This window comes from Hyphomonadaceae bacterium ML37, from assembly GCA_027627685.1.
Classification (GTDB): domain Bacteria; phylum Pseudomonadota; class Alphaproteobacteria; order Caulobacterales; family Maricaulaceae; genus Oceanicaulis.
The window spans coordinates 907,447-932,661 of record CP091241.1; the positions used below are offsets into that span (position 1 = coordinate 907,447).

At 67.6% G+C, this 25,215-nt stretch carries 25 protein-coding genes; 15 read left to right on the forward strand and 10 right to left on the reverse strand.

Annotated features, from left to right (window positions below):
* Positions 1–198 precede the first annotated feature (198 nt).
* Positions 199–1,167, forward strand: coding sequence for an alpha/beta hydrolase (locus L2D01_04495; protein WBQ11046.1), 969 nt, complete (start codon positions 199–201; stop codon positions 1,165–1,167).
* 205 nt (positions 1,168–1,372) lie between these two features.
* Here the strand turns inward: L2D01_04495 and L2D01_04500 are convergent, their stop codons facing one another.
* Positions 1,373–1,888, reverse strand: coding sequence for a hypothetical protein (locus tag L2D01_04500; protein ID WBQ11047.1), 516 nt, complete (start codon positions 1,886–1,888; stop codon positions 1,373–1,375).
* Positions 1,889–2,422: 534 nt separating this feature from the next.
* Between L2D01_04500 and L2D01_04505 the strand changes: the two genes are divergently transcribed.
* Positions 2,423–2,836, forward strand: coding sequence for a hypothetical protein (locus L2D01_04505; GenBank protein WBQ11048.1), 414 nt, complete (start codon positions 2,423–2,425; stop codon positions 2,834–2,836).
* Between the two features lie 229 nt (positions 2,837–3,065).
* Here L2D01_04505 and L2D01_04510 read toward each other — a convergent pair whose 3' ends face one another.
* Positions 3,066–3,596, reverse strand: a complete 531-nt coding sequence (locus L2D01_04510; protein WBQ11049.1) for a DUF6491 family protein — start codon at positions 3,594–3,596, stop codon at positions 3,066–3,068.
* Between the two features lie 119 nt (positions 3,597–3,715).
* Here L2D01_04510 and L2D01_04515 point away from each other — a divergent pair, with 119 nt between their 5' ends.
* The 3 genes from L2D01_04515 to L2D01_04525 all read left to right on the forward strand — a co-directional run bounded on the left by L2D01_04515 (position 3,716) and on the right by L2D01_04525 (position 7,080).
* A complete protein-coding gene (locus L2D01_04515) occupies positions 3,716–4,867 on the forward strand; it encodes an FAD-dependent oxidoreductase (GenBank protein WBQ11050.1) in 1,152 nt (383 codons plus the stop codon).
* A gap of 115 nt (positions 4,868–4,982) precedes the next feature.
* A complete protein-coding gene (locus L2D01_04520; GenBank protein ID WBQ11051.1) occupies positions 4,983–5,843 on the forward strand; it encodes a hypothetical protein in 861 nt (286 codons plus the stop codon).
* Positions 5,844–5,931: 88 nt separating this feature from the next.
* The gene (locus tag L2D01_04525; protein ID WBQ11052.1) at positions 5,932–7,080 is read left to right on the forward strand and encodes a DUF2336 domain-containing protein; all 1,149 of its coding nucleotides are present in this window, start codon (positions 5,932–5,934) and stop codon (positions 7,078–7,080) included.
* 277 nt (positions 7,081–7,357) lie between these two features.
* Here L2D01_04525 and L2D01_04530 read toward each other — a convergent pair whose 3' ends face one another.
* The 4 genes from L2D01_04530 to L2D01_04545 all read right to left on the reverse strand — a co-directional run bounded on the left by L2D01_04530 (position 7,358) and on the right by L2D01_04545 (position 10,341).
* The gene (locus L2D01_04530; GenBank protein ID WBQ11053.1) at positions 7,358–7,852 is read right to left on the reverse strand and encodes an Hpt domain-containing protein; all 495 of its coding nucleotides are present in this window, start codon (positions 7,850–7,852) and stop codon (positions 7,358–7,360) included.
* A 26-nt stretch (positions 7,853–7,878) separates the two neighbouring features.
* The gene (locus tag L2D01_04535) at positions 7,879–8,394 is read right to left on the reverse strand and encodes a response regulator (GenBank protein ID WBQ11054.1); all 516 of its coding nucleotides are present in this window, start codon (positions 8,392–8,394) and stop codon (positions 7,879–7,881) included.
* 101 nt (positions 8,395–8,495) lie between these two features.
* On the reverse strand, positions 8,496–9,257 hold the full coding sequence (locus tag L2D01_04540; GenBank protein ID WBQ11055.1) for an NAD kinase: 762 nt from the start codon (positions 9,255–9,257) through the stop codon (positions 8,496–8,498).
* A 34-nt stretch (positions 9,258–9,291) separates the two neighbouring features.
* Positions 9,292–10,341, reverse strand: coding sequence for a DUF2336 domain-containing protein (locus L2D01_04545; GenBank protein WBQ11056.1), 1,050 nt, complete (start codon positions 10,339–10,341; stop codon positions 9,292–9,294).
* A gap of 84 nt (positions 10,342–10,425) precedes the next feature.
* Here L2D01_04545 and egtB point away from each other — a divergent pair, with 84 nt between their 5' ends.
* The 5 genes from egtB (at position 10,426) to L2D01_04570 (ending at position 17,754) form a co-directional block, all read left to right on the forward strand.
* Positions 10,426–11,718, forward strand: a complete 1,293-nt coding sequence (egtB, locus tag L2D01_04550; protein WBQ11057.1) for an ergothioneine biosynthesis protein EgtB — start codon at positions 10,426–10,428, stop codon at positions 11,716–11,718.
* Between the two features lie 83 nt (positions 11,719–11,801).
* Entirely contained in the window at positions 11,802–12,566 is a 765-nt protein-coding gene (locus L2D01_04555) for a class II aldolase/adducin family protein (GenBank protein WBQ11058.1), read from the forward strand.
* Positions 12,567–12,646: 80 nt separating this feature from the next.
* Complete coding sequence (locus tag L2D01_04560; GenBank protein WBQ11059.1) at positions 12,647–13,420, forward strand: hypothetical protein; 774 nt, start codon at positions 12,647–12,649, stop codon at positions 13,418–13,420.
* 87 nt (positions 13,421–13,507) lie between these two features.
* The gene (locus L2D01_04565) at positions 13,508–14,629 is read left to right on the forward strand and encodes an efflux RND transporter periplasmic adaptor subunit (GenBank protein WBQ11060.1); all 1,122 of its coding nucleotides are present in this window, start codon (positions 13,508–13,510) and stop codon (positions 14,627–14,629) included.
* Positions 14,626–17,754 carry an efflux RND transporter permease subunit gene (locus L2D01_04570; GenBank protein ID WBQ11061.1) on the forward strand — a complete coding sequence of 1,043 codons (3,129 nt, stop codon included), beginning with the start codon at positions 14,626–14,628 and terminating at the stop codon, positions 17,752–17,754. The genes L2D01_04565 and L2D01_04570 overlap by 4 nt, the downstream gene beginning before the upstream one ends.
* Positions 17,755–17,764: 10 nt before the next feature.
* Here the strand turns inward: L2D01_04570 and L2D01_04575 are convergent, their stop codons facing one another.
* Genes L2D01_04575 through L2D01_04585 form a run of 3 tightly spaced genes read right to left on the reverse strand, consistent with a single transcriptional unit; the run spans position 17,765 to position 20,064 of the window.
* Positions 17,765–18,091 carry a hypothetical protein gene (locus tag L2D01_04575; GenBank protein ID WBQ11062.1) on the reverse strand — a complete coding sequence of 109 codons (327 nt, stop codon included), beginning with the start codon at positions 18,089–18,091 and terminating at the stop codon, positions 17,765–17,767.
* A gap of 27 nt (positions 18,092–18,118) precedes the next feature.
* On the reverse strand, positions 18,119–19,429 hold the full coding sequence (locus L2D01_04580) for an aminotransferase class I/II-fold pyridoxal phosphate-dependent enzyme (protein ID WBQ11063.1): 1,311 nt from the start codon (positions 19,427–19,429) through the stop codon (positions 18,119–18,121).
* 8 nt (positions 19,430–19,437) lie between these two features.
* Positions 19,438–20,064 carry a hypothetical protein gene (locus tag L2D01_04585; protein ID WBQ11064.1) on the reverse strand — a complete coding sequence of 209 codons (627 nt, stop codon included), beginning with the start codon at positions 20,062–20,064 and terminating at the stop codon, positions 19,438–19,440.
* A 246-nt stretch (positions 20,065–20,310) separates the two neighbouring features.
* Here L2D01_04585 and L2D01_04590 point away from each other — a divergent pair, with 246 nt between their 5' ends.
* Complete coding sequence (locus L2D01_04590; protein WBQ11065.1) at positions 20,311–21,102, forward strand: outer membrane beta-barrel protein; 792 nt, start codon at positions 20,311–20,313, stop codon at positions 21,100–21,102.
* A 147-nt stretch (positions 21,103–21,249) separates the two neighbouring features.
* Positions 21,250–22,224, forward strand: coding sequence for an NADPH:quinone oxidoreductase family protein (locus L2D01_04595; GenBank protein WBQ11066.1), 975 nt, complete (start codon positions 21,250–21,252; stop codon positions 22,222–22,224).
* A gap of 27 nt (positions 22,225–22,251) precedes the next feature.
* On the opposite strand, the gene L2D01_04600 is transcribed toward L2D01_04595, so the two are convergent.
* Complete coding sequence (locus L2D01_04600) at positions 22,252–23,238, reverse strand: LysR family transcriptional regulator (GenBank protein ID WBQ11067.1); 987 nt, start codon at positions 23,236–23,238, stop codon at positions 22,252–22,254.
* Between the two features lie 172 nt (positions 23,239–23,410).
* On the opposite strand from L2D01_04600, the gene L2D01_04605 reads away from it, so the two are divergent.
* The 3 genes from L2D01_04605 to L2D01_04615 are packed head-to-tail and all read left to right on the forward strand — an operon-like array spanning position 23,411 to position 25,173.
* Positions 23,411–23,929, forward strand: a complete 519-nt coding sequence (locus L2D01_04605; GenBank protein WBQ11068.1) for a hypothetical protein — start codon at positions 23,411–23,413, stop codon at positions 23,927–23,929.
* A 1-nt stretch (position 23,930) separates the two neighbouring features.
* Positions 23,931–24,599, forward strand: a complete 669-nt coding sequence (locus tag L2D01_04610; protein WBQ11069.1) for a GNAT family N-acetyltransferase — start codon at positions 23,931–23,933, stop codon at positions 24,597–24,599.
* A gap of 1 nt (position 24,600) precedes the next feature.
* A complete protein-coding gene (locus L2D01_04615) occupies positions 24,601–25,173 on the forward strand; it encodes an isochorismatase family protein (protein WBQ11070.1) in 573 nt (190 codons plus the stop codon).
* The last annotated feature ends 42 nt before the right edge of the window (positions 25,174–25,215 follow it).

Sequence of the window (25,215 nt, forward strand, 5' to 3'; positions counted from 1 at the left end):
AAGCCCGCGCTGTTTTCTACCCGCAGACTTGGTGTGCCTTCGCTGTTGACCATGCTCCAGCAGTAGCCGGGACACACACCCATTTACCGACAAGAGACACGCGCACCCGTTTCCCGTTGCCGAAATCGGCGTTTGCCCCCGGTCTGGCGCGGCGACCCCCTCGCGCACCAATCGCCCCCGGGGTTGAAGGGCGCGGCCATGCGCGCCATGGTGCGCGGCATTGGGGGAGGCGGGCGTCCGGCCCAGGCGGGCGCGGCGCGACAGGCGATGCGCATGGCGTTATGTGAACCCGTACACGCGCGCGAGACCGCGATAACCGCCGCCGATGGCCGGGTGCTGGCGGCGTGCCTGTACGCGCCGGCGCGGCCCCAGGCCGTGATGGTGATCAACCCGGCCACCGGCTACACGCAAGGCTTCTACCGCCCGTTTGCTGAGGCCGCCGCCGCGCGCGGCTGGGCGGCGCTGACGTTTGATTATCGCGGCCAGGGCGCCTCGCTGGACGGGCCGCCGCGCACCGATCCTGCCCGCATGCTCGACTGGGCGCGCTATGACGCGCCGGCCGCCGCCGCCCACGCCAGCGCGCTTTATCCTGGCCTGAAGGTGGATGTGGTGGGCCATTCGGTGGGGGGGCAATTTGCCGGCCTGATCGAGCCGCATGTGCCGGTGCGCGCGCTGGCGCTCCTGTCCTCCTCCGGCCCCTATTGGGGCCATCATGCGCCATCGATGCGCGCGCAGGCGTGGGCGTTCTGGCGGCTGTACGGCCCGGCGGCGCTGGCCATGACCGGCCATGTGCCGCGCGGGGCGCTGTGGCGCGGCGCGCCCCTGCCGCCGGGCGTGTGGCGCGACTGGCGCCGGTTCGGCGTCAACCGCGAGGGATTGCGCGATGTGTTCGCCGAGCACGGGCTGGACGCGCGCTGGCGCGCCTTCTCCGCCCCGGTGCGCGCCTGGGTCCCCGATGACGACCCCATCGCCACGCCGGGCGGCGTGCGCTGGCTGCTGGAGCGCTATGAGCGCGCCCCCAGCGACATGAAAATCGTGCGCCGCGACGATCTGCGCCGCGGCCCCATCGGCCATGACGGCCTGTTCCGTGAGCGCATGTCCGACGTCTTCTGGCCGCAGGTTTTTGGGTGGCTCAGCCATGATCCGTTGAAGGTGGCGGCGGAGTAGGGGGGGCGCAAGAGCGCACCACTTCCCGGCGCGGGAAATAGGTGTCTGCCCCGCTTTTCCCCGGTTTCCCGGCCCGGCCCTATTCCGGCGGCGGCCCGATAAGCACCAGGACCCCAATATAGACCAGCGACAGACCGAGGCCCGTCAGGGTGGCCGCATTGATCCTGCGCTCTTTGATCAGGTCGTAGGCAGGGAGTGCAAAAAGCTAGGCCAGCCACATCGGCAGGACGGTGAATGGATTGAGGTCGAACACATAACCGATCCGCGCCAGCGCCGGGAACATGATCGACAGGCTGGCCAGGAGCATGAAGCGTTTGTGCAGCGAAGCCTTTTTGCGCCAGTTCAGCGCCATGAGATAGTAGAGCGTGAAAAAGGCCGTGTTGACGCAGTTTCCGTAGAAGATTTGCGGCGCGCCGGTCCGCATCATGTTGTCGTACGACACCCAGATTGCGCTTGGCAGCATCACCGAGACAAGCAGAAGGCTCGCCACGCCGAGCGCCTTGTGTGCTGAAGCCCGGTTCTGTCCGATCAGCCAGGTTTGAAAAACGATCAGGGCGAACCAGCTTCCCGTCAGGATCGCGTGCAGGTGCAGCAGGGGCCGCATCGGGGGCAGTTTGTCGGCATTCAACAGCGCGTGCAGCGGAAAAAATACGGCTACAATCCCGAAAAGCACAAAACTGTAGTAAAAGAAGAAGCGCTCACCGCGTTGAGGCTCGCCCATTTTTCGTCCCCCTCCATTGCCCGGGAGCAGAGTAAGAACGACCAGCTGCCCTGTCGACGCGGAAATTGAGACTGGTCAAAAAGGGGATATACGCCGATTGACTGACCATCTGCAGGCGCACCCGTTCGGCTTTGAAACAGGTCTGTGTCCCCGGTTTTCCCGAGGAGTTGATATGAAAAACGCCCCGGCGGATAGCCGGGGCGTCGATCTTTCCACGCTGCAAAACGGGGACGCGCCCATCTGACGGCCACGGCTCAGTGCACCCGTTTCGCGCAGGAATGGGTTTGTGTCCCCGGTTTTCAGGATCATGCTCCAAGACCGGGTCAATTCGGGCAATGCTCCCCTGAACAGGGGGGTGCGCAGGACCCATTGCGCCTCCAGTCTGTCTGCGCGCGTTCGTGAACAGGGAGGTGAATGATGCGGTCTTCAGGTCTGGTTCGTTGGATGCGGGCTGCACTCGCCGCTGCGACCCTATCCATTGCCCTGCCCTTCTGCGTTATGGCGCAACAGGCTGACACGCCGGGGGGATGGGGCGTGACCTACACGCCGGATGAGCGCGTGTTATCGAATGGCGATCCTTGGATATTCTGTATGCTTTGGCACGGCCGATCGCCACAGCCTCTATTGAATATAACGCTGACAGATCAAACGGTGCGTATGAACCTGGCGGCTGCAGAACTCGCCGGCGGAACCGGCGAGGAGCTTCAGGTATCGCTCCAATTTCCGCGCGGCCAGACCAGCTACATCCGTGCCAGACACTTGGATGGCGTGATTGCTGTATATCTGTCCGAACAGGCCCTGGAGACAGTATTGCACGAGCTTTCGTTCGACGGCACATTCACGATCACCAGTGATCGCCACGGCAGCTATACGTTTCCTCCCGTGAACGGCCTGGGCGCTACCATGAACATCCTGCGCAGCTGCCGCAGGCAGTTGCCGGCTCAGTAAGGTCCAGATCCGATCAGCCTGTCCATGGCCGGCTGCAAATCATGATGCCAATGGTTTGAGGCCGTCGCACCATGGTGGATGTTGTGCGTGTTCAGGCTGGGCGAAGCGCAAAAGGGAGGGCGAAACGGGGACACACCTGTTAGGTGACCTCAGGTCAGGGCAGCGCTTTCAGCGCAGGACAAACGGGTGCGAGTCCCCGGCCTTCCGGCCTTTCGCCGTCGGGCATTATTCAGTTTTCAGCGCCTTCCGCCGCCGCTGCGCGCCTAGCAATCAGCTCGTCGGCGTGCTCGCGGCTGTCGACTTCTTCGATGGTGTCGATCAGGCAGCGCCAGCCATCATCGGGGATGACGTATTCCATGTGGGGCTGGCAGATGCGCTGGTTGTCGCTGAAGCTGACGCCGATCTGCACGCCAAAGCGCATGCCCGAGCAGCGCTGGCGGGTGGTGACCAGATACTGGCGGCTCGGCCCGCCGCGGATCAGCAGATGGCGGTCGTCGATGACGGTATAGCCTGAAATGGTGCGGATGCGCACGCAGCGCGCGGCGTCTGCGTCGTCGTCTTCATCCCTGTCCAGGGCCTCGCCGGGATTGCCGTCTTCGTAACCCGGGGCGCTGTCCTGCAACGCCGCGCCGTTCACAGGCGCGGCGGCCAGCGCCAGCGCCAGGGCGCTGGCGGTCAGCAGCATGGCGGCCAGGATCGGGCCGTGTGCCGGACGGGTGGCCGGACGGGTCTGGGCTTCGGTTTTGGAGCGGGTCGCCATGAGGGCGCCTCCTCTTGTTTTGACAGCGGCGATGCGCCGCCGGGCTGGGGGCTGACATTGAGCCTCAACCAATTGGTGTTTACAGGCTCACCATGGCCTGATTGAGGCGCCGCACCGCCATGTTGTCCACCCCGAACCCCCATCCCCGCACCCGATTGCGCGTCGCCATCGCTGGCGCCGGCGCGGCGGGGCTGGCGTGCGCGCTGGCGCTGGCGCGGGCCGGGCATGAGGTGACCATCGCCGACGCCGGCGCGCCGGGGCGCGGCGCGCTCTGGGCGTCAGCGGGCATGCTCGCGCCGGGCTTCGAGACGCTGCTCGAGCTCGATCCCGCTCACCCTCTGGCGGACGGCTTCGCGGCGCTGGCCGCGCGCGGCGGGGCGCTGTGGGCGCAGTGGGCAGGGGTGGCGGCGGCGCTGGCGCCAGGCCATGCCCGGCCGGGCGTGGTGGTCCCGCTGCTGGACGAGACGGATGCCGCGCGTGCAGACGCGGCGCTGGCGCGGGCGGCCCGGTTTGGCGTGAGTGTGGAGCGGGTGAGCGCGCAGGCGATGCGGGCGGCCGAACCGGCGCTGGGGCTGACGCGCGGCGGCTTGCGCTTTCCTTCAGACGGCCAGATCGATAATCGCGCGCTGGGCCCAGCTTTGGTGGAGACGTTTCGTGCAGCCGGGGGCGTCGTGCTGGGCGAGGCGCCGGTGCGGGCGGTGGAGAGGGTTCAGGGCCGCGCCTGCGCGTTGGTGCTGAATGACGGACGGCGCCTTGAGGCGGACCTGATCGTGCTGGCCGTGGGCACGGGCAAGATCGAGGGCGCGCCGGTCTGGGCGCAGGCCGCGCCGGTGAAGGGCCAGATGATCGCCTGGGGGCCGCCTGCGCCGGTGCGGCTGACCCATGTGGTGCGTCATGTCTCGCTGTATCTGGCCGCCAAACCGGACGGGCGGGTGATCGCGGGCGCCACCAGCGAGCCGGGCGTGGCGGGGCTGGACACCGATGACGCTGCGCTGGCGGGGCTGAGCGAACGGGCCGGGCGTCTGGTTCCGGCGCTGGCGGGGCGGGCGCCGGACGAGGGCTGGGCCGGGCTGCGCCCGCGGGCGCGCGACGGCATGCCGGTGATCGGCGAGGCGGCGCCCGGCCTGGTGCTGGCGGGCGGCGGTTACCGCAATGGCGTGCTGCTGGCGCCGGCGATCGCGCAGGCGGTCGAGACGCTGGTGCGCACCGGATCGCTGCCCACGTGGGCGCGCGCCTTCACGCCGGACCGGGCGGGCCTGCGGGGCGGGTGACGGGGCCGGATTGTGCAGGCGCGGTTAACGAAAGCTTATGGCCTCTAACCCCAGGCTGGCGCGTGAACGGGCGAATCGCCCCCTCGCACGCCCTGGCGCCGCATCCGGAGTGGCCATGTCCGATCCCCTGTCCATGCTGGGCGACGCCCTGCCATCGCCCCGGCGCCTGATCGCCGACGCGGCGCGCGAGACGGGCGCCAGCTTCGACTTTCTGGTGCGCACGGCCCAGCGTGAGAGCAATTTCGATCCCGCCGCGCGCGCCCGCACCTCCAGCGCCGCGGGCCTGTTCCAGTTCATCGAGCAGACCTGGCTGGGCATGGTGTCGCGCCACGGCGCCAAGCATGGCTATGGCGAGCTGGCCGGGGCGGTGACGCGCGATGCGCAAGGCCGCTTCCAGGTCAGCGATCCCTCCCAGCGCGATGCGATCTTGAACCTGCGCTTTGATGCACGCGCGGCCAGCGTGATGGCCGGCGAGCTGGCGGCGGAGAACGCCTCTATCCTGCGCGCCGCGACAGGCCGCGAACCGACCGAAGGCGAGCTGTACGCGGCGCATTTTCTGGGCGCGCAGGGCGCCGCCCGCCTGATCGCCCACACGGCCGACAATCCGGCCCAGCGCGCCGATCAGCTCTTCCCCGCTGCGGCCGCCGCCAACCGGCCGATCTTCTTTGATCAGGGCCGCCCGCGCAGCGTCAGCGAAGTGCTCGCCCGCCTGACGGGTGAGAATAGCGGATCGGTGGAGGCGCCCTCGGCCTGGCGCGCTTCGGCGCGGGCGCCGCGTGAGGCTGCCGCCGCACCGGCTGAACCCCAGACCGCGGTGGCGCGCGCCGCCTCGGCGCTGGGCGTGGGCGAGAGCGGGCATCGCGGCGGCCTGGGCGGGCTCGCCGCCATGGGCCGTACGGGCAGCGTGCTGACCCCGGCGCTGGTGGAGCTTCTGGCCTCGCTGGACGCGCCGGCCCCGGCCAGGCGTAAAGGGTAAGTTACCCGTTCACCGCGTCTGACAAGCGGGCGTTAAGATTTGGCGCGCAGGCTGGATGCGTTCCTTTGCTGGGAGGCGTGTGGAGCCCATGAGCGTGCATACCCTGAGAGCCCGCCTGACCCCGGATGATCTCGTCCGGCTCACCAATCGCGGCGATGACGAGGCGCGTGCGCTGGCCGCCCGCAAGGTGTGCGCGCGCTACGCCGCGCCGGGCCTGAGCGAAGAAGAGCGCGTTCTGGGCGCGGAGATTGTCCGCGTGCTGGCCCGCGACGCCGCCGAGCTGGTGCGCCGGGCCCTGTCGGTGACGCTGCAGCGCTCGCCCCATCTGCCGCCCGACGTGGCGCGCCAGCTGGCCGCCGACGTGGATTCCATCGCCATTCCGGTGATCGCCGGCTCGCCGGTGCTGACCGATGACGACCTGATCGACATTGTGCGCTCGGGCGCGGCCCGGCGCCAGGTGGCGGTGGCGACGCGCGAGCGCCTGTCCGAAGCCGTCACCGGCCAGATCGCCGAGCATGGCGTGACCGAGGCCGTGGGCGTGCTGGCGGGCAATAGCGGCGCCGCGTTCAATGCCGGCGCGTTTGCCAGCGTGTTCCGCCGGTTCGCGCAGACGCCCCAGGTGCTCGAACGCTTCATCGACCGCGATTCCCTGCCGCTGGAGATCACCGAGAAGCTGGTGGCGCGCATTTCCGATCAGGCCCTGCAGCGCCTGGTGTCGCGCCACGCCCTGCCGCCACAGCTGGCGGTGGAGCTGGCCGAGGGCGCGCGCGAACGCGCCACGGTGGATCTGGTCGACCAGGCGGGCCTCGCCCCTGATCCGCGCCGCTTCGCCCAGCAGCTCCAACTCAATAGCCGGCTGACGCCCTCGCTCCTGCTGCGCGCCCTGTTCCGGGGCCATATGAGCTTTTTCGAGCATTGCGTGGCCGAGCTGGCGGGCCTTGAGCACTCCAAGGCCTGGGTGCTGATCCACGACGCCGGACCGCTGGGCCTGGAGGCGATCTTCCGCCGCGCCGGCCTGCCCGAGCGCATATTGCCCGCCGTGCGCGCGGCGCTGCAGGCCTGGCACTCGCTGGAGATGGGCCCGGGCGGCGCGCGCGACATGATCCGCTTCCGCAAACACCTCGTCGAACGCGTCTTCACCCAGTTCCAGGGCGCACCCCTGTCAGAACTGGACTACTGCCTCGACCGCCTGGACGCCGACATCGCCGCAGCAGGCTATGCGCAGCGGGCGGGGTAGGGGCATTCGAAACAGCAAGCCATTGGCCTCAATGATAAAAATGTATCGTTGATGCCTCCTCTCCCCCATTTATGGGGGAGAGGGTAGGGTGAGGGGGCGGTCTTTTCCGCCTCACCTTGCGCCGCCGCGTTGTATTGGACCGTCCGTGCACCCCTCACCCCACCCTCTCCCCTGAAGGAGGGGAGAGGGGGCTGGACCAGGGCGTGTTTTCAAGGAATAGCTGGCGGCTGGCTCAACTCCAAAAGTGCAGCGCTTGGAGGCTCCTCTCCGAAACCCTCTAACCCCGCTCGCCCACCAGTTTCGTCACGCGGGTTTCGAGCTCTTCGGCGAGGGCTTTGCCGATGGGGTCGGTGTCGTCGCGCACGTTTTGCAGGATGGCGGCGCGGATGGCGCCGACATGGGCGTCGACCAGGGCCACGGGCGCGGCGGCGCGCTGCTCGGGCGTCTCGATGAGCTTGGACAGCGAGGCGGCGATGCGGGTGATGATGGGAAACTCGTAGGTGGCGCCCAGCCCGCGCAGATCATGGGCGCTGGTGAACAGCGCCTCGCCGGTCTCGCCGTCCAGGCCTTGCGTACGCGCGGTGCGCATCAGGGCTTCGAGCTTGGCGACTTCTTCTTCCAGCCAGGCTTTGAAATTCTGGCGCAGATCGCCCACGGCGGCCTCGGCGCGCGCCATCATGGCTTCATTGGCGGCGGGCAGGGCGCCGCCCACCTTGGCTTTCAGCATGTTGGGCGGGGTGATGATCTCGATGGGGCGTTCGCGCTGGGTCATGGGTCAGGCGTCTCCGCTGGGGTGTTTCAGGACAGGGGGGCCGCGTCGTCGCGGCGCTCCGGTCCCTGATAGCCGCTGGCCAGTCGGCGCCGGTCGGGTCCGAAAAACACCTTGGTGCGCACGAAGGGGCGGGGCCGGTTCACGATCATTTGCAGGCGCTTGTACAGGCCTTCGGCGGCGAAGGGCTTGACCAGGAACTCGGTCACGCCGGCGTCGCGGGCCTCTTTCACCTTGGACGGCTCGGCATAGGCGGTCAGCATGATGATGGGCAGAAGCGGGCAGGGGCTTTCTTCGGGGTCACGCAGGGTGCGCACCAGGGCCAGCCCGTCCACCGGCTTCATCTTCCAGTCGCAGATCAGGATGTCGATCTTTTCGCCGCGCAGGATATGCAGCGCCGCTTCGACGTCGGAGGCTTCATAGACATTGATGATGCCGAACGCGCCCAGCACCGAGCGCACGATCCCGCGCATGGCGGCGTTGTCATCCACCACGGCGATGCGCAGCTTGCCCAGCCCGTCCGGGGCAGACCCGTTTGCGATCATGTCGTGCGCCCCTTGTCCGCCGCACAGGCTTTCCCAACCGGGGTAGATGAATTTGTTTAATGGCGCGCTAAGCGCCCGCGCCCGGGGGCCGGCGGGCGCGTTCAGTCGGCGGCGAATTGCTCCATCAGGATGCGCTCGCCCAGCGCCTTGCCCTCGTCAAACAGAAGCGTCAGCGAGATGGAGCGCGCCTCGTTGATGGTGACGGTGGCGGCGTCGCGAAATTCCTGATTGTCGGCCACCACCGAGACCGGGCGCTTTTCCGGCTCCAGCACGTCAAAGCGCACCCGGCTGCCATGGCGCAGCAGCGCGCCGCGCCAGCGGCGGGGGCGGAAGGCGCTGATCGGGGTCAGGGCCAGAAGCTGGGCGTCCAGCGGCAGGATGGGGCCGTGGGCAGACAGGTTATAGGCGGTGGATCCGGCGGGCGTGGCCACCAGGACGCCATCGGCGGCCAACTCCTGCAGGCGCATGCGGCCATCGACGCTGATGCGGATCTTCGCCGTCTGGCGCGTTTCGCGCAGCAGCGACACCTCGTTGATGGCCAGCGCTTCAAACGTGCGCCCGTCCACATGGCGCCCCACCGCGCGCAAGGGATGGATGGCGGCGCGCTCGGCCACGGCGAGCCGTTCTGGCAGACCGTCCTCGCGCGGTTCGTTCATCAAAAAGCCCACCGAGCCGAAATTCATGCCGTAGACCGGGATATTGCGCCCCATCACGGCGTGCAGGGCGTCCAGCATCACGCCATCGCCGCCCAGCGCGATCAGGCAGTCCGCCTCGTCCAGCGCCACCTCGCCATAGCGCTTGGCCAGCCGCTCACGCGCGGCGCGGGCGTCGGCGCGGTCAGCGGCGTGATAGGCGAGACGCATGGGGCATTCCGTGCTGATGAAGGGCGGGCGCGGGCTAGTGGATTGAACCGCCCGCGCCCATCCGGTGCAAGGCCCGGCGCGCATCATCACGGGTGAAGGCGCCATAGATGTCGGTGCGGGCGCGCGCCAGCGCATCGGGCGCCATGGCGTGGGCTCGGCCCGATGCGGCCATGGAATCGATGAGATCGGCCGCCTCGCCCGGCGTCATGGCCATGGCCCGCGCCGCCAGGAGGCAGGCGCGCAGCGGCGAGCGGCGCATGGCCTGGCGCCAGTCGGCGGCCTCCATCCCGGTCAGGCGGGCAATGGCGTGGTCGGCGATTTCCGCGCGCCCGTTGCGCGCCGCGCGCAGCACGTCAGCGGCTGTGAGGGCACGGTCGGACATGAGCTTGCGAGTCACTTCGTCGGCGTCGCGGTCGGCGTCGGCGTCCACGTCCGGAAGCGGCGCGTCCGGCTTGGGTGCGGCGATGTCGGCCAGTTCCGGGTAACGCTCCACCAGTAGCGTGCGCACGCGCTGCGCGGCGATGGCGTGGAGCGAGCGCACGAAGCCGGCGCTGAGATCGCCGCGACCGGCCAGCGCGTCCTGCAGGATTTCATGGCTGCGCGCCACCGCCATGAAATCGCCCGCCGAGGTTTCGGCCAGGATCGCCCCTTCATGGGCGGCCAGCGCCATCAGGCAGTCGCGCTCGCGGTGGCGGGCCATGGCGGCGGTGACGGGTGCGCTCAGGTGAATACGCCCGATCAGCGCCATGCGGTGATCATGGCCCAGATCAGCCAGTGCGATCAGGTCACGCTCGTCCAGCGCCAGCGAGCGCTCCACGATGGGCCGGGCGATGTCGAGTGGCTCGAAGGCCAAAAGGCGCACCGCCTCGCGCGGGGCCCAGTCGCAGCGCGCCAGACGCACGGCGGCGTGGGCGCGCGCGCCGGATTCGGCGATGCGCAACAGATCGGTGAGCACCGGATCGATCTCGGCGATGATGGTATCGGGCAGAGGCCGTATGGCGCACAGATCGCTGAGCTGGACAGCCTTGCGCCCGGCCGCGTGGTGGCGGCCGTCGGGGTCTGGCGATAAACTGACGTGCGGCATGATACCGGTCCGTACTGTCCCTCTGGCGGAACATGCTGACTGCGCTATGGTTAGGAATGCGTTAGTGCAGCCAGGATCAAGCGCATGGCCCGGGATATGGAAGAGACTGCCGCTGCATGCCTGCGGGCGCGATTTGACGCGGTGCGCGGGCGCACCCTGGCGCTGGCCGCGCCTTTCTCACCTGAGGATATGGGCGCCCAGGCGATGGCGGACGCCTCGCCCGGCAAATGGCATCTGGGCCACACGACCTGGTTCTGGGAGACGTTTCTCCTCAAGGCGTTCGATGGCGGCTATGAGCCCGCAGACGCCCGGTTCAACTATCTGTTCAACTCCTATTACGAGGCCATTGGCGCGCGTCAGGCGCGGTCCGAACGCGGGCTGATCACCCGTCCGGGGCTCGACGCGGTGCTGGCCTATCGCCAGCATGTGGACGCGGCGGTGGGGCGCTGGTTCGACCGCGCGGACCCGGCGGCGCTGGACGCGGCGCGCGGCGTGATCGAGACGGGCCTCGCCCATGAGGAGCAGCATCAGGAGCTGTTCCTGACCGACATCAAATATCTGTTATCGCGCGCGGCGTTCCGCGAAGCGGGGTTCGCGCAGCCCGCGCGGCCCGTCATCAGTGAGGCGGCGCAGCCGCTGGAGTGGATCGCGTTCGAGGGCGGGGTGCATCGCTTCGGCCATGAGGGCGATGCGTTCGCCTTCGACAATGAAGGCCCGGCCCATGACGGCGTGCTGACGCCCTTCGCCCTGGCCTCCCGCCCGGTGACCAATGGCGAGTTTCTGGCCTTCATCGAGGATGGCGGCTATCGCGAGCCGCGCCACTGGCTGTCGGACGGCTGGGCGCTGATCCAGGCGGAAGGGCGCGACGCGCCGCTCTACTGGACCAGGGACGAGACGCGCTGGCGCGAGTTCACCCTGCATGGCGATCAGGCCCTGGACCTCAACGCCCCGGTCAGCCATGTCGATTATTTCGAGGCGTCGGCCTATGCCGCCTGGACCGGCGCGCGCCTGCCCGAAGAGCGCGAATGGGAGCATGCGGCGCGCGGCGTCGATCCGGTTGAGGGGCGCTGGGCGCAGCCTGATGGCTGGCTGCAGGCTTGCCAGGTTAATGGGCCGATGAGCGGGCCGGCAGGGCTGGCGGGAATGTTCGGCGAGGTGTGGGAGTGGACGCGCTCGGCCTATGCGCCCTATCCCGGCTACCGCGCCGATGCGGGGGCCATCGGCGAGTACAACGCCAAATTCATGTGCGGCCAATATGTGCTCAAGGGCGGCTCCGCCTTGACGTCGCCGGGTCATGTGCGCGCCAGCTACCGCAATTTCTTCCCGCCTGCCGCGCAATGGCAGATGACGGGGCTGAGGCTCGCCCGGGACATCTGACCGGTTTGACGCCTGCGCCGGGGCGCGCGATCATGGGATAAAGGCGGGCGGCTCGACCCGTTCGCCGCGTCAGGGAGGCGATTATGGACGATCAGGCCCGCATCAGCGTCAAGGATCAGGTTTCGCCTGAGGAGTGGAAGGCGCGCTGCGATCTGGCCGCGCTGTACCGGCTCATTTTCATGCATGGCTGGGATGATCTGTTCTTCACCCATATCTCCATGCGCGTGCCGGGGCCGGAGGAGCATTTCCTGCTCAATCCGTTCGGATTGCTGTTCGAGGATGTGACGGCGTCCAACCTGGTCAAGGTGGACATTGAGGGCAATGTCCTGCCGCCCAGCCAGTACGGCATCAACCCGGCGGGATTCACTATCCATTCTGCCATCCACCACGCGCGCCCGGACGTGAAGGTGATCATGCATCTGCACACCGATCAGGGCGTGGCGGTGTCAGCGCAGAAGCGTGGGCTTCTGCCCATCTCCCAGAGCGCCATGACGGTGATGAAGGACGTGGTCTATCACGGCTATGAAGGCATCGCGCTGGACGCCGACGAGAAGACCCGCCTGGTGGCCGATCTGGGCCAGCACAATCTGATGATCCTCAATAATCACGGCACGCTGACCACCGGCGATCACCCGTTCTCGTGCTACGTGCGCATGTACATGCTCGAGCGCGCCTGCAAGATGCAGGTCATGGCCCAGGGCGCCGAGCTGGTGGAGTGGGACAAGGCCATGCAGGACCGGGTCTACGCCCAGGGCGAACAGGCCTTCACCAATGAATTCTTCAAGGAAATCGCCTGGGCGGCCCTGCGCGCGCGGGTGGACCGGCAATGCCCGGGCTATGATATCTGATCGCGTGTAGGGCGAAAACGGACTCGACTCAACGCTTCTGACGTGTGCGTAATGCGCCCTCCCGGACAGGGGAGGCGGGCATGGCGCGGCGGACCGGCCGGATGGCGGGATGCAGTGCGATTGCATTGGTCCTGTTGTTGCTGTCATGCGCTCCGGCCCACGCCGGAGCGTGGACCAAGCCGCGTGGCGAACTGCTGATGATCACCACGCAGAGCGTGCACTATCTCGACCGCGCGCCGGGCGGGATATCCCAGTCCAAGCAGGAGACCGCGCTTTATGCCGAATATGGCTGGCGCGACCATGTCACGCTGGTGGGCCGCGCCGCGCTGCAATCCATCGACCGCAGCGGGATCGAACCCTGGCGCGGCGTGGGCGGGGTCGAGGCGGGCGCGCGGCTGCGCCTGTATCGCGGCGGGCCGTGGGCGGCGTCCGTTCAGGCCACTGTCAGCGCGCGCACGGGCGGGGAGAACCGCAACCATGCTGCGCTGGGTGAGGGCGGGGGTGATCTGGATGTGCGTCTGATGGCGGGGCGGTCATTCGGGCGCAGCACATTTGTCGACGTCCAGGCCGGCTGGCGGCGCCGGCCGGGCGGAGCGGCGGATGAGGTGCGGCTCGATGTGACGGCGGGAACCCATGCCTGGCGCGGCATGCGCGTGATGGGGCAAAGCTTTTCGGTGTGGTCGGCGGGCGGCGCGGCGGGCTTTGACGGCTATGCCAGCCACCGCGCGCAGGGCTCGCTGATCTGGCCGGTGACCAGCCGTTTGCACCTGCAGGCTGGCGTTATGCGTACGACGGGCGGGCGCAATACCGGCCATGAGCGCAGCGCGTTTGTGGCGGTCTGGCGCACATTCTAGACTGAGCTAACTAATTTGTGACTGCCAAACGCTTTGATTTTATGCCGATCCGGCGCATATCCCCTCCCAACCCCGCAGGAGACCGGAATGAAGCGCATCGCCTTTTTGATCGTTGTGGCCGTCGTGTTTGCCTTGATGGCAGGCGCGGTGGGCATTCGTGCGCTGATGACCGGCGATGCGGGCGCCGGCGCGGAGATGCGCGGCGGACGCGCGGTGCCGGTCGCCGTGATACCGGTGGCGCCGCGTGAGTTTTCCGAACTGGTCGAGGCGCTGGGTACGGCGAACGCGAACGAGTCCGTCGTGATCACCGCCACGGTGGCCGACCGCATCTCCCGTGTCGGCTTTGATTCCGGCGATCAGGTGAGCGCGGGCGATATTCTGGTCGAGTTGACCGATACCGAGGCGGCGGCGGGGCTGACAGAGTCGCGCGCGGCTCTGCGCGAAGCCCAGCGCGAACTGGACCGCACCCGCGAGCTGGCCGAGCGCGGCATCGCCTCGCGCGCCCGGCTGGACGAGCTGACTTCCGGCATGGAGCGCGCCCGCGCGCGTGTCGCCGGGCTGGAGGCGCGTGTCGCCGAACGCATTATCCGCGCGCCGTTTGATGGCGTGGTGGGCCTGCGCAATGTCAGCCTGGGCGAGCTGGTGCGGCCCGGCGATGTGGTCGCGCAGCTCGATGATGTGAGCATCATCAAGCTCGATTTCACTCTGCCCGAACGCTTCCTGTCGGTGCTGTCCGCGGGGATGATCATCCAGGCGCGCGCGGCGGCCTTTCCCGAAACCGAGTTCACCGGCCAGATTGTCAATATCAGCAGCCGCATCGACCCGGTGACGCGCACCGTCACCGTGCGCGCCGAGATCGACAATGAAGACCGCCGCCTGCTGCCGGGCATGCTGATGACGGTTCAGCTGCGCCGCGATGTGCGCGAGCGCCTGGCTGCACCGGAAACCGCCATCACCCGCTCGGGCGACCGGGTGACGGTGTTCGTCCTGCGCGAAGCGGGCGAAGCGGTGACGGTGGAGCAGCGCCGCGTGGAGCTGGGCCAGCGCCAGTCGGGGTATTTTGAGGTTCTCGACGGGCTGCAGCCGGGCGAGCGCATCGTGATGCACGGCGTGCACCGCCTGCGCGACGGGATGCCGGTGCGCGTACAGGCGAGCGCGGAGCCGTCAACGCCGCGCATCGCGGCTGCTGTCCAGAGCGCAGCACGATGACCCTGTCCGATATCGCCGTACGCCGTCCCATGGTCGCCTTCGTGGCGAGCGCGCTGATCATCGTGTTCGGCATTCTGGGGCTGCGCGACCTGCCGCTGCGCGAGCTGCCGGACGTGGACCGGCCGGTGGTGTCGATCAATGCCGATTTCCCCGGCGCCAATGCCGAGATCGTGGAGAACCGGGTCACCGAACCGCTGGAGGCCCAGCTGTCGGGCATTGACGGGATCGAGGAAATTTCCTCACGCACCGAGGATGGCGACTCTCGCATCACCGTGACATTCGGCCTGTCGCGCGATCTGGAAGCGGCCGCCAATGATGTGCGCGACGCCGTCAGCCAGGCGCGCCGCCAGCTGCCTCAGGATGTCGAGGAAGTCCGCGTCAGCAAGCAGGATTCCGATGCCCGTCCGTTCATGTGGTACAACCTCATGTCCGAGACGATGACGGCCGAGGAGCTGACCGACTACGCCAACCGCTTCCTGCTCGACCGGCTGACCATTATTGACGGCGTGACCAATGTGAATATCGGCGGCAATCGCCGTTACGCCATGCGCATCTGGCTCAATCCCGCCGCCATGGCGGCGCGCCAGGTGACGGCGTCGGACATTGAAAACGCCATCCGCACCGAGAACATCGAAGTGCCCGGCGGCTCGCTGGAAACCAGCGGCTCCCAGATCGCCGTGCGCGTAGAGCGCCTGTTCACCAATCCGGACAGCTTTGCGCGCCTGCCGGTGCGCACCCTGCCGGATGGTCAGGTGATCCGCCTCGCCGAGGTGGCCGATGTGGAGCTGTCGGCCGAAGAGCCGCGCGCCATGTTCCGCGGCAACCAGCAAAACATGATCGGGCTGGGCTTTATCCGCCAGAGCCAGTCCAACGCCGTCGAGGTCGCCTCGGCCATCCATGCCGAGATGGACCTGATCCGCGCCCAGCTGCCCGACGACATGGATCTGATCGTCGCCAATGACGAAACGGTGTTCATCCGCGAGTCCATCCGTGAAGTCTGGATGACACTGGCCGTGGCCGCGACGCTGGTCGTGCTGGTGATCTATCTGTTCCTGGGCAGCTTCCGTTCGGCCATCGTGCCCGCCGCGGTGGTGCCAGTATGCCTGATCGGCACCTTCGCGGTGCTGTCCATGTTCGGGTTTTCGCTCAACATTCTGACCTTGCTGGCGCTGGTTCTGGCCATCGGACTGGTGGTGGACGATTCCATCGTCGTCATCGAGAACATCCAGAGACGGGTGGATCTGGGCGAGCCGCCCCTCACCGCCGCGCTCAATGGCGGGCGTCAGGTGTTCTTTGCGGTGGTGGCCACCACGGCGACACTGGTGGCGGTGTTCACGCCACTGGTCTTCCTGCCCGGACTGATCGGGCGATTGTTTACCGAGCTGGCCGTGGCCATTGCCGGCGCGGTGATCCTGTCGAGCTTCGTGGCGCTGACCCTGTCGCCGATGATGGCGTCCAAGCTGGCGCGTCCCAGCATCAATCTGCGCGGCCCGGCGCGCTGGGTGGACAATCTGACCAACAAGGCGCGGGCGAACTATATCTCCTCGCTGAAAGTCGTGGTGAAGGCGCCCTGGCTGGTGATCCCGCTGGTCCTTTTGTCGGTCGGCGGCTCGGTCTTCATGTTCGCCCAATTGCCCGGCGAGCTGACCCCGGACGAGGATCGCGGCAGCTTCTTTGGCCGGTTCTCGGCCCAGGAAGGCGCCAGCTTCGAGTTCACGTCCGAGCAGGCTCTGATCGTGGAAGACACGATCATGGATTATGTCGAGGGCGGGGAGCTGCGCCGGCTTCTGGTGGCGGTGCCCGGCTTTGGCGGCGGCGGCGGTGATTTCTCCAGCGGTATTGTGGTGGGCACCATGGTTCCCCAGGCTGAGCGCCGCGCGGGCCAGGAAATCGTCAACGAGATCAACGGGCGTCTGGGCGAGCTGACGGGGGTGCGCGCGTTCGTGACCATGCGCGGCGGCCTGGGCGGCGGCGGCGGCGGTGATGACGTGTCCATCGTCATCCTGGGCCCCGAATACGACCAGCTCAACGCCGAAGCCGAGGCGATGGTCGAGGCGATCCAGGCGGGCAATCCGAACCTGCAGCGCCCGCGCAAGGATTTCGAACCCAACTCGCCGCGCCTGGTCGTGGAGATCGACCGCGAGCGCGCCGGCGCGCTGGGCGTGTCGGTGGCCGAGGTCGGCCGCACGCTGCAGACCCATCTGGGCGCGCGCCGGGTCGGCCAGTTCATCGACCGGGGCGAAGCCTATAACGTGATCATGGAGAATCGCTCTGCGGACCGGTCCGGCGGCGGCGATCTGGAATCGCTCTATGTGCGGGCGCGCGGCGGCGAGCTGATTGCGCTGTCCAACCTGGTGTCCTTGCGTGAAACCGGCGAATCCGCCACCCGCAACCGCCTGAACCGCCAGCGCGCGGTGTCGGTGTCGGCGACGCTGGCCGAAGGTTACACGCTGGGCGAGGCGGTGGCCTGGCTGGACGCCTACGCCAATGACAACCTGCCCAATGACATGAGCACGCAATACACCGGCTCGGCGCGCGATTTCCTGGATTCCAACAACGCCATCCTGTTCGCCTTCGCCATGGCGCTGCTGATCGTGTTCCTGGTGCTGGCCGCGCAGTTTGAAAGCTTCATCCAGCCAGCGGTGATCATGCTGACCGTGCCGCTGGCCGTGGCGGGCGGATTATTCGGCCTGTACATGGCCGGGTCGTCGCTGAACATCTATTCCCAGATCGGATTGATCATCCTGATCGGTCTGGCCGCCAAGAACGGCATTCTGATCGTCGAGTTCGCCAATCAGGTGCGCGATGAGGGCAAGAGCGTGCTGGACGCGACGCTGGAGTCGGCGGGCACGCGCTTCCGCCCGATCCTGATGACCGGCATCTCCACCGCTATCGGCGCCCTGCCGCTGATGCTGGCCAGCGGGCCGGGATCGGAGAACCGGGTGACCATCGGCGTGGTGATTTTCACCGGCGTGATGGTGGCGACCCTGTTCACCCTGTTCGTGGTGCCGGCCGTCTATGCCTCGGTGGGCCGCTACACCAAGACCCCTAACTGGGTGTCGCGCCAGCTGGCCAAGGAAGAGACCAAGGCGCTGCCTCCGGGCAGCGTGGCGCCGGCGGAATAGGGCCGGCGTCCTAACCGAAGGCCTGCCGCCACAGGAAGATCACCACCACGCCCTGGAACAGGAGCGGGATGGCGACGCCCAGAGCGCCCGCGGCGGCGGCCATCAGCATCAGCACGCTGCGCGGCAGGCGCATGGCGTTGGCCTTCAGGCGCTCGGCCGGGGTGGCGTAGGGCGAGCGTACGATCTCGTCGAGATCCTCAAACCCGCCGCGCGTCAGCAAAAAGGCGATCCACACCAGCGCCAGCACGGCGAGCCCGGCGCAGATCATCAGCCAGGTGCGGTATGCGCCTGCTTGGGTGAACTCATTCCAGTCAACTTCGATGCCCCAGAGGTCCATCGCGCGTCCTTTTTCAGGCGCGGCGCGTCAGCCTTCGGCCCAGCGCGCCATCGCCTCGATCCCCGCCACCACGCGCGGAGCATGGCGCGTCACGAAGTCCGCGTCGAGGCTCTCGCCAGCGGCCAGCGCATTCAGCGCCGACTCGCCATCAAAATCCACGAACGCGAGGCGCAGCGACAGCTCAGCTTCCGGCCGGCCAAAGGCGGAGCCGGGCAGGGTGGCGGTCCCGGTCTCCTCCAGCAGGCGCTCGCACAGGGCCTCGCTGGTGGTGATGCCGCGCGCGGCGAGCTTGTCGCGCAGCGCGTCAAAATTGGGGAAGGCGTAGAAGCCGCCGCGGATCGGGTTCACCGCTGCGCCGGCCCGGGTCAGGCGCTCGGACACATACCCGGCCAGCGCGCCGAGGATGGCGCGGGAGCGTTCGAGATAGAGCTCGATCTCCGGCCCGCCCTCGAACCCGGCGATGGCGGCGTGCTGGATGGGGGCAGAGACCGAGGTGTAGGTTTCGCTTGCCGCCGCCGACATGCCCTTGCGCAGCCAGGCTAGCGCCTTGGGAAAGGCGAAGAACCCCAGGCGCCAGCCGCCCGCGCCGGCCCATTTGGACAGGCCGTCGGAAATGATCGTGCCGCCGCGATACTCGCGCGCCATGGAATGGTGCTGGCCGTCGAACTGAACCCCGCCATAGATCTCGTCCAACAGGAGGAGCAGGCGGTGATCATGGGCGGCCGCCGCGATCTCGCGCAGCGCCTCGCGGGTATAGGCCGTGCCGGTGGGATTGCCGGGCGAGTTGAGGATCAGGAGGCGCGGGCGTTCGGGGTCTGAGGCGCACAGGGCGCGCAAGGATTTGGCCGTGACGCCGAGCCCGGTTTCGGGATCGGTGGGCAGCCAGGTGATCGGCCGGCCCAGAATCCGCGCTTGGGGCGCATAGCTCACCCAGCTGGGCGTGGGGATCACCAGATCGCCGTAATAGACCATCTGCAGCAGGAACATGAGCTCCTTGGTGCCCGGTCCGATGAGGATGTCTTCGGGGTCGAAATCGAGGCCTTGCGTGCGCTTGAGATAGCCGCAGATCGATTTGCGCAGGGCGGGCAGGCCCTGGACGGGCAGATAGTCTTTCTGGTGGGCGTGGGCGCGCAGGGCGCGCTGCATCACGTCCGGCACGGGGAAGGGCGACTGACCCAGACCCAGGCGGGATATCTGGCGGCCTTCCGCCTGCAGCGCGGCGGAGCGCTCATTGATCGCCAGCGTGGCCGACAGGCCAAGCCCGCGGACATTGAGATTGAGCTGGACGCTGGGCGACACCGTCTCAAGTCCGGGGGCGGCAGAGATCGTGTCGGGCATGGGAGGGGTCAGTCCGGCTGCTTCAGGCCATGGGCGAAGAGTTGGGCGAGGTCGGAAAAGAAGGCGCCCATGTCCAGCGGACGCGCCTCGGCGCCTTTCAGGAGGCGCTGGTGCAGCACCGCGATCAGCACCGGCGCATAGAGCGCCAGCGCGGCGTGGCGCACCGCATCGCCGCGCGCGCCCTCGGGGTCGAGGCTGGGCGCCAGGCGCGCTTCGATGGCCTTGAGTGAGGGCTCAACAATGGTGTCGAGATAGGCGCGCGCCACCAGCGGATCATGGATGGACTCCACCAGGGCGAAGGCATGGGCCTGGGCGAACTGGTCGGTGTCCGCGCCCTCCAGCGCCATGTCGCCATAGCCGCTGACCGCCGCTTCCAGGCTCGCCTGCGGCTGGGCGCAGCGCACCAGCCAGTCGCGCGCGCCGTCAGCAAAGAGGGCCAGAATGGCGATGACCACGCCCTGACGGTCATTGAAATAATGGCGCAGGGTGGGTTCCGAGACCCCGGCGCGGATGGCGAACTGGCGCAGGCTCACCGGCGCAGACCTGTCGGCCACGGCGGTGCGCGCGAGGATGTGGAGCAGTTCGGTTTTGCGATCGCTGACGCCGCGTTCGGCGCGCGCTGCAGTAGCTGCCATGACGGCCCCCTGATGTGTCGTTTGCGCGCCGCCCGCCGCCCCGGAGGCGGAATCAGCGCGAGGTCGATTGCTTACCTTAGGCATCACAGGCCCCGAGGTCACCTTTCAGGGGCGGTTCGGCTGCCCCGGCGCAAAAACCGCATGCGCCTGCCTTGTCATTCGTAACGAGTATTGCATATACAATACAAGAGCCGCGATGACGTGGCGCATCCGCCCGGATCCGGGCTTCAAACAGGGAGGATCCCGATGAGCATTGTCACCCGACTGGCCAGCGCGCTCGCCTTGAGCGCCGGACTGGCCGGCGCCAGCGCCGCCCCGGCGCTGGCCCAGGCCTATGTTTCAGGCTCGGCTGGCTTCAATTTCCAGACCGACAGCAAGAATTCCGGCGCGTTCACGCGCGATTTTGTCACCGGGGACGGCGTGGCCGTGCCGCCGGGCGTGACCCTGCCGTCTGGCACCGACGTGGGTTGGACCACCGAGTTTGACACCGGCCTGTTCGTGGCGGGGGCCGCTGGCTACCGGTTCAGCGAAAACCTGCGCCTCGAGGCCGAGATTTCCTGGCTGGGCGCGGATGTGGATACCCACCGCGACGTGCAGGCGGGCGGCAATGCGCTGGGCGCCGCCGACGCCGCCGTGCTGATCACCGGCTCTGCGCCGCTGGGCGTAACGGTGGCCGATCTGGTCGCCGACGGGCAGGGCGATGTGCGCTCGCTGGGCTATGCCATCAACGGCTACTACGACTTCCCGATCCCGGACACGGATTTTGCGCTCTATGGCGGGATCGGGCTGGGCGTGGCCGAGCTGCAGGTCGACTACCGTCCGTCTGATGTCGGAATTGTCGACGACACCAAGATGGTCGCCTTCTGGCAGGTGATGGCGGGCGGATCGTTCGATATCGCGCCCAACACCGCGCTGTTCGCCGGCTACCGCTATCGCCGTCACAACGAGGCGGATGTGCAGTCCTCGCTGATCCCCGCCAATCTGAACGTCGAGGCGCGAAGCCACATCCTCGAAGCCGGGGTGCGGTTCACCTTCTAGCCCCCTGTCCCCAGTGAACCGGACGACCGGCCTGGAGAGCGCCCTGCAGATGCCCCCATCTGCAGGGCGTTTTCTTGTGCTGGGGCGCAAAGCGCGCCTATCGTGCGCCGCAACGCACACGATGCTCACACCATGAGGAGACCGCCCATGCGCGCCCTGGTCTGCAAGGACTTCGCCCCCTACCAGCAGCTGAGCGTGGAGGAGGTGGCCGACCCTGCCCTGCCCGCCGGCTTCGTCATGCTGGACGTGAAGGCGGCCGGGGTGAACTTCCCCGACATCCTTCTGGTGGAGGGCAAGTATCAGATGAAGCCCGAACGGCCCTTCATTCCCGGCATGGAGGCGGCGGGCGTGGTCAGCGCCGTGGGAGAGGGCGTCACCGGCATCAAGACCGGCGACCGGGTGATCGCGGCGACCATGCTGGGCGCGTTTGCAGAAAAAGTCCCCGTTCACGCCAGCCAGGTGGTGCCCATGCCCGCCTCCATGAGCTTTGACGAGGGCGCAGCGCTGACCACCATCTATGGCACGAGCTGGCATGCCCTCAAGGACCGCGCGAAACTGAAAGCCGGTGAAAGCGTGCTGGTGCTGGGCGCGGCAGGAGGCGTGGGCATCGCCACGGTTCAGCTGGCCAAGGCGGCGGGCGCGCGGGTGATTGCGGCGGCGAGCTCTGACGAAAAGCTCGCCTTCTGCCGCGAGAACGGCGCGGACGAGACGATCAATTACTCAACCGAGGACCTGAAGGCCCGGGTCAAGGAGCTGACCGGCGGCAAGGGCGTGGATGTGGTCTATGATCCCGTCGGCGGCGATCTGGCCGAGGCGGCGCTGCGGGCGTCGGGCTGGGATGCGCGTTATCTGGTGATCGGGTTTGCGTCCGGGCCAATCCCGAAAATCCCGCTCAATCTGGCCCTCCTGAACAGCCGCAATATTCTGGGCGTGTTCTGGGGCGCCTGGGCCGGGCGGTTCCCGCGCGAAAACGCGGGCAATATCAAGGAAATCTTCGACATGTTCGAAGTGGGCAAGGTGCGCCCGCCCGTGTCGGCGAGCTATCCGCTCGCTGAATACGCCAAGGCGTTCGAGGATTTGCTGGAGCGCCGGGTGCGGGGCAAGGTGGTGCTGAACCCCTGAGGCGCTCCACCCCGCCCTGCGAGCAATCTAGAGCAAGCGGGGGCGGGGGCGCTCGCCGCGGATATGGACGGTCTCCACGTCGGAGAACTCTGACGGCGGGACATAGTCGCGGCGGAACCAGGGATATTGCGCGGAATCGAAAATCTCGCGCAGCCAGTCGATGACCTTGCGCGTGCGCGTCACCCGGCGCTGGTCGGGGTGGTAGACCATCCACAGCGTGATCGGCACCTGCAGCTCCAGATCCAGGTGGATCAGGGTGGGTTCAACACGCGCGGCATAGGTCGGCAGGAGCGAGATCACCGCGCCGGACTTGACCGCCTCGATCAGCACGATGGCGCTGTCGGTGGTCAAGGACGGGTCCATCATCTGCTTGATGGCCGCAGCCTCGCGCGGCCAGTGTGTTTGTTGCTCGCGGTAGCTGACAATATCGGCTGTGCGGTGATTGAGCACATCCGCCAGTCCTTTAGGTGGTCCGTAAATATCAAGATAATGGCGTGAAGCAAACGGAACATAGTGCAATGTGGCCAATTCTGTGGCCACATGGCTCATGCGTTTCGATTCGGACATCTGCAGGACGATGTCGGACTGGTCGATAGAGGACTCGCCCTCCGTGCGCGTGCTGATCTCGAGAGATATATTCGGGTTGGCTTCGACAAAGCTGGTGAGATGGCGCGCGACCCAGTAGCCCGCCACGCCTTCCGGGGCGGTCAGCCGCACCCGGCCGGCGTCTGCGCGGTCAGCCTGGTGGGCGATGCGTTCAATGTCTCCGGCGGTGCTCTGCATGATCTGGACCTGGGTCCAGATGCGCTCGCCCACATCGGTGAGCTCGATGCCCTCGGCCAGACGCGTGACCAGCTTGGCGCCGATGCGGGTTTCCAGCTGGTCGAGCCGGCGGCTGACCGTGGGCTGGCCGATGCCCAGCCGGCGCGCTGCGCCGCTCATGGAGCCGGCCGCCACCAGCGCATGGAATATGCGCAGGTCGTCCCAGTCGAACAGAGGCGCTTTGCCGGTCATTGGATCAACCTAAACGTTTTTCGCATGGGGGGCATTCCATAATCGCAGAGGCGCAATCGCCGCCGAATTCGTAAACAAACCCTTAACGCTGACCGGGGATGAGATGCGAGACGAGTGTATGCTCTCCAATGCTGAAGGGCCAGACGCCCTTCGGACCAGACGGCTGCTTGCCGTGCTGGAGAGGCATGCCTTCTCGCCATCGGATTCCATACGCGATATTCGCGCAGCGCTTGAACTGGGCGCCAGCGCGCTGGGCGGCGAGCTGGTGGCGGCTGAAACCGTCGCGGCCTGCGAGGCGCACACCCGGCGCTGCTTTTTCATCCGCCGGGGTGAACATACCGCAGCGGACGGGTTCATTGCCCTGCTCTACCTCAACGATGCCGGCTATCAGGCGCTGATGTATGGCCGGTTCCGGCCTGAACAGCCTGATCTGGCTCATCTGGCGGCGCCGCATGAGCGCGCCCAGGCCATCTATGTCTGGTGCCTGGCGGGCCGCGAAGCCGAAGACAAGCGCGCGGTGGTGCGCGCGGTCACCGAGGCGCGCCGCGACGCCTTCCCCGACATTGCCCTGTTCGCCCGCCCGGTCAGCCGCGAAGGCCGGATGATGACGGCTGCGCTGGACGCGCCGTCCGCCGGTCTGGCGTGGCTTGGCTGGGTGCCCGCCGCCGCTCAAACGGCGCAGGGGGGCTGAGATGGACGGCACGCCCCTCTCCGAGTTTGAACTTCCCGTGGTGGTGCGCGTGGCGCGCACCATGGATGATTTGCAGCGCGTCGCCGTGGTGCGGGCGCTGGTCTACATGTCCGAACAGGCCTGTCCCTATGATGAAGAGTTCGACGGCAATGATCTGGCCGGCGCCACCCACCTGATCGCCGAGGCCGGGACCGAGCCGCTGGGCTGCCTGCGCCTGCGCTGGTTCGCCGACTTTGCGAAGGTGGAGCGCGTATGCGTGCGTCCGGGCCATCGTCAGGGCCGGGTGGCGCGCACGCTGATGACCGACGCCATCCAGCTCATCCGCCGGAAAGGTTACCGGCGTTTTGTCGGTCACGTGCAGCAGCATCTGATCCCTTACTGGAAGCGGTACGGCTTTATTCACAGGGCTGAACGCGGCGTGTTCGTATTTTCAGATAGGGCCTATGCCGAAATGGAAGGGCGTTATGAGCCGCTTTCCAATGCGCTGAATATTGACAGCGACCCGCTGGTTCTGGATCGTCCCGAGGGGGCGTGGGACCGGCCGGGGCCGCTGGACAAATCGGTGCAGCGCGGCGTGGCGCCCGACCAGTTCAACCGGCGGCCCGCGCCGGCGCCGCGGACTGCGGAGGACGGCGCAGCTCCGCAGAAGGCGGAAGAAAAGGCGGATTGACATGATGCCAGGCACCCCGGTTTTGCTGTGCCTTGACCTGCAGCAGGAGTTTGTGACGCCCGGCCGCCCCTGGTCCGACCCGGATGGCGAAGATATCGCGCTGACCTGCGCGCGCATCATCGAGGCGGCCCGTAAAGCAGGCTGGTCGCTGGTGCATTCCCATCTCCATCAGGGCGCGCCGATGATCGCCGGCCACGGCCTGACACAGCCCATTCCCGGCTGCGAACCGCGCCCGGGCGAGGTGCTGCTGCGCCGCGCGGGCGTCTCGGCCTACGCGCACCCGGACCTTGACGGCATTCTGGAGGGCGGCGACGCGGCCTCGGCCTTCGTGATCGGCTTCTCGGCGCCCATGTCGATGACCGCGACCCTGTTTGATGCGGCCGATCGCGTCCATGCGCTCAGCCTGATCGAAGAAGCCATCGGCGCGGCCGATGTGGGCGAATGGGGCGCCGAGCACACCCGCGCCCTGTGCCTGGACACCGCCCGCAAGATGCACCGCGCGGTGCGGCTCGCCGATGTGAAGGGGCTGGACATGCCCGCCGTCACAGCGCCGGGCGGGCGCCGCATCGCCTGATGCCTGTTCGCCTGGGATCGTCCCGCCGGACGGCAGGCGCGC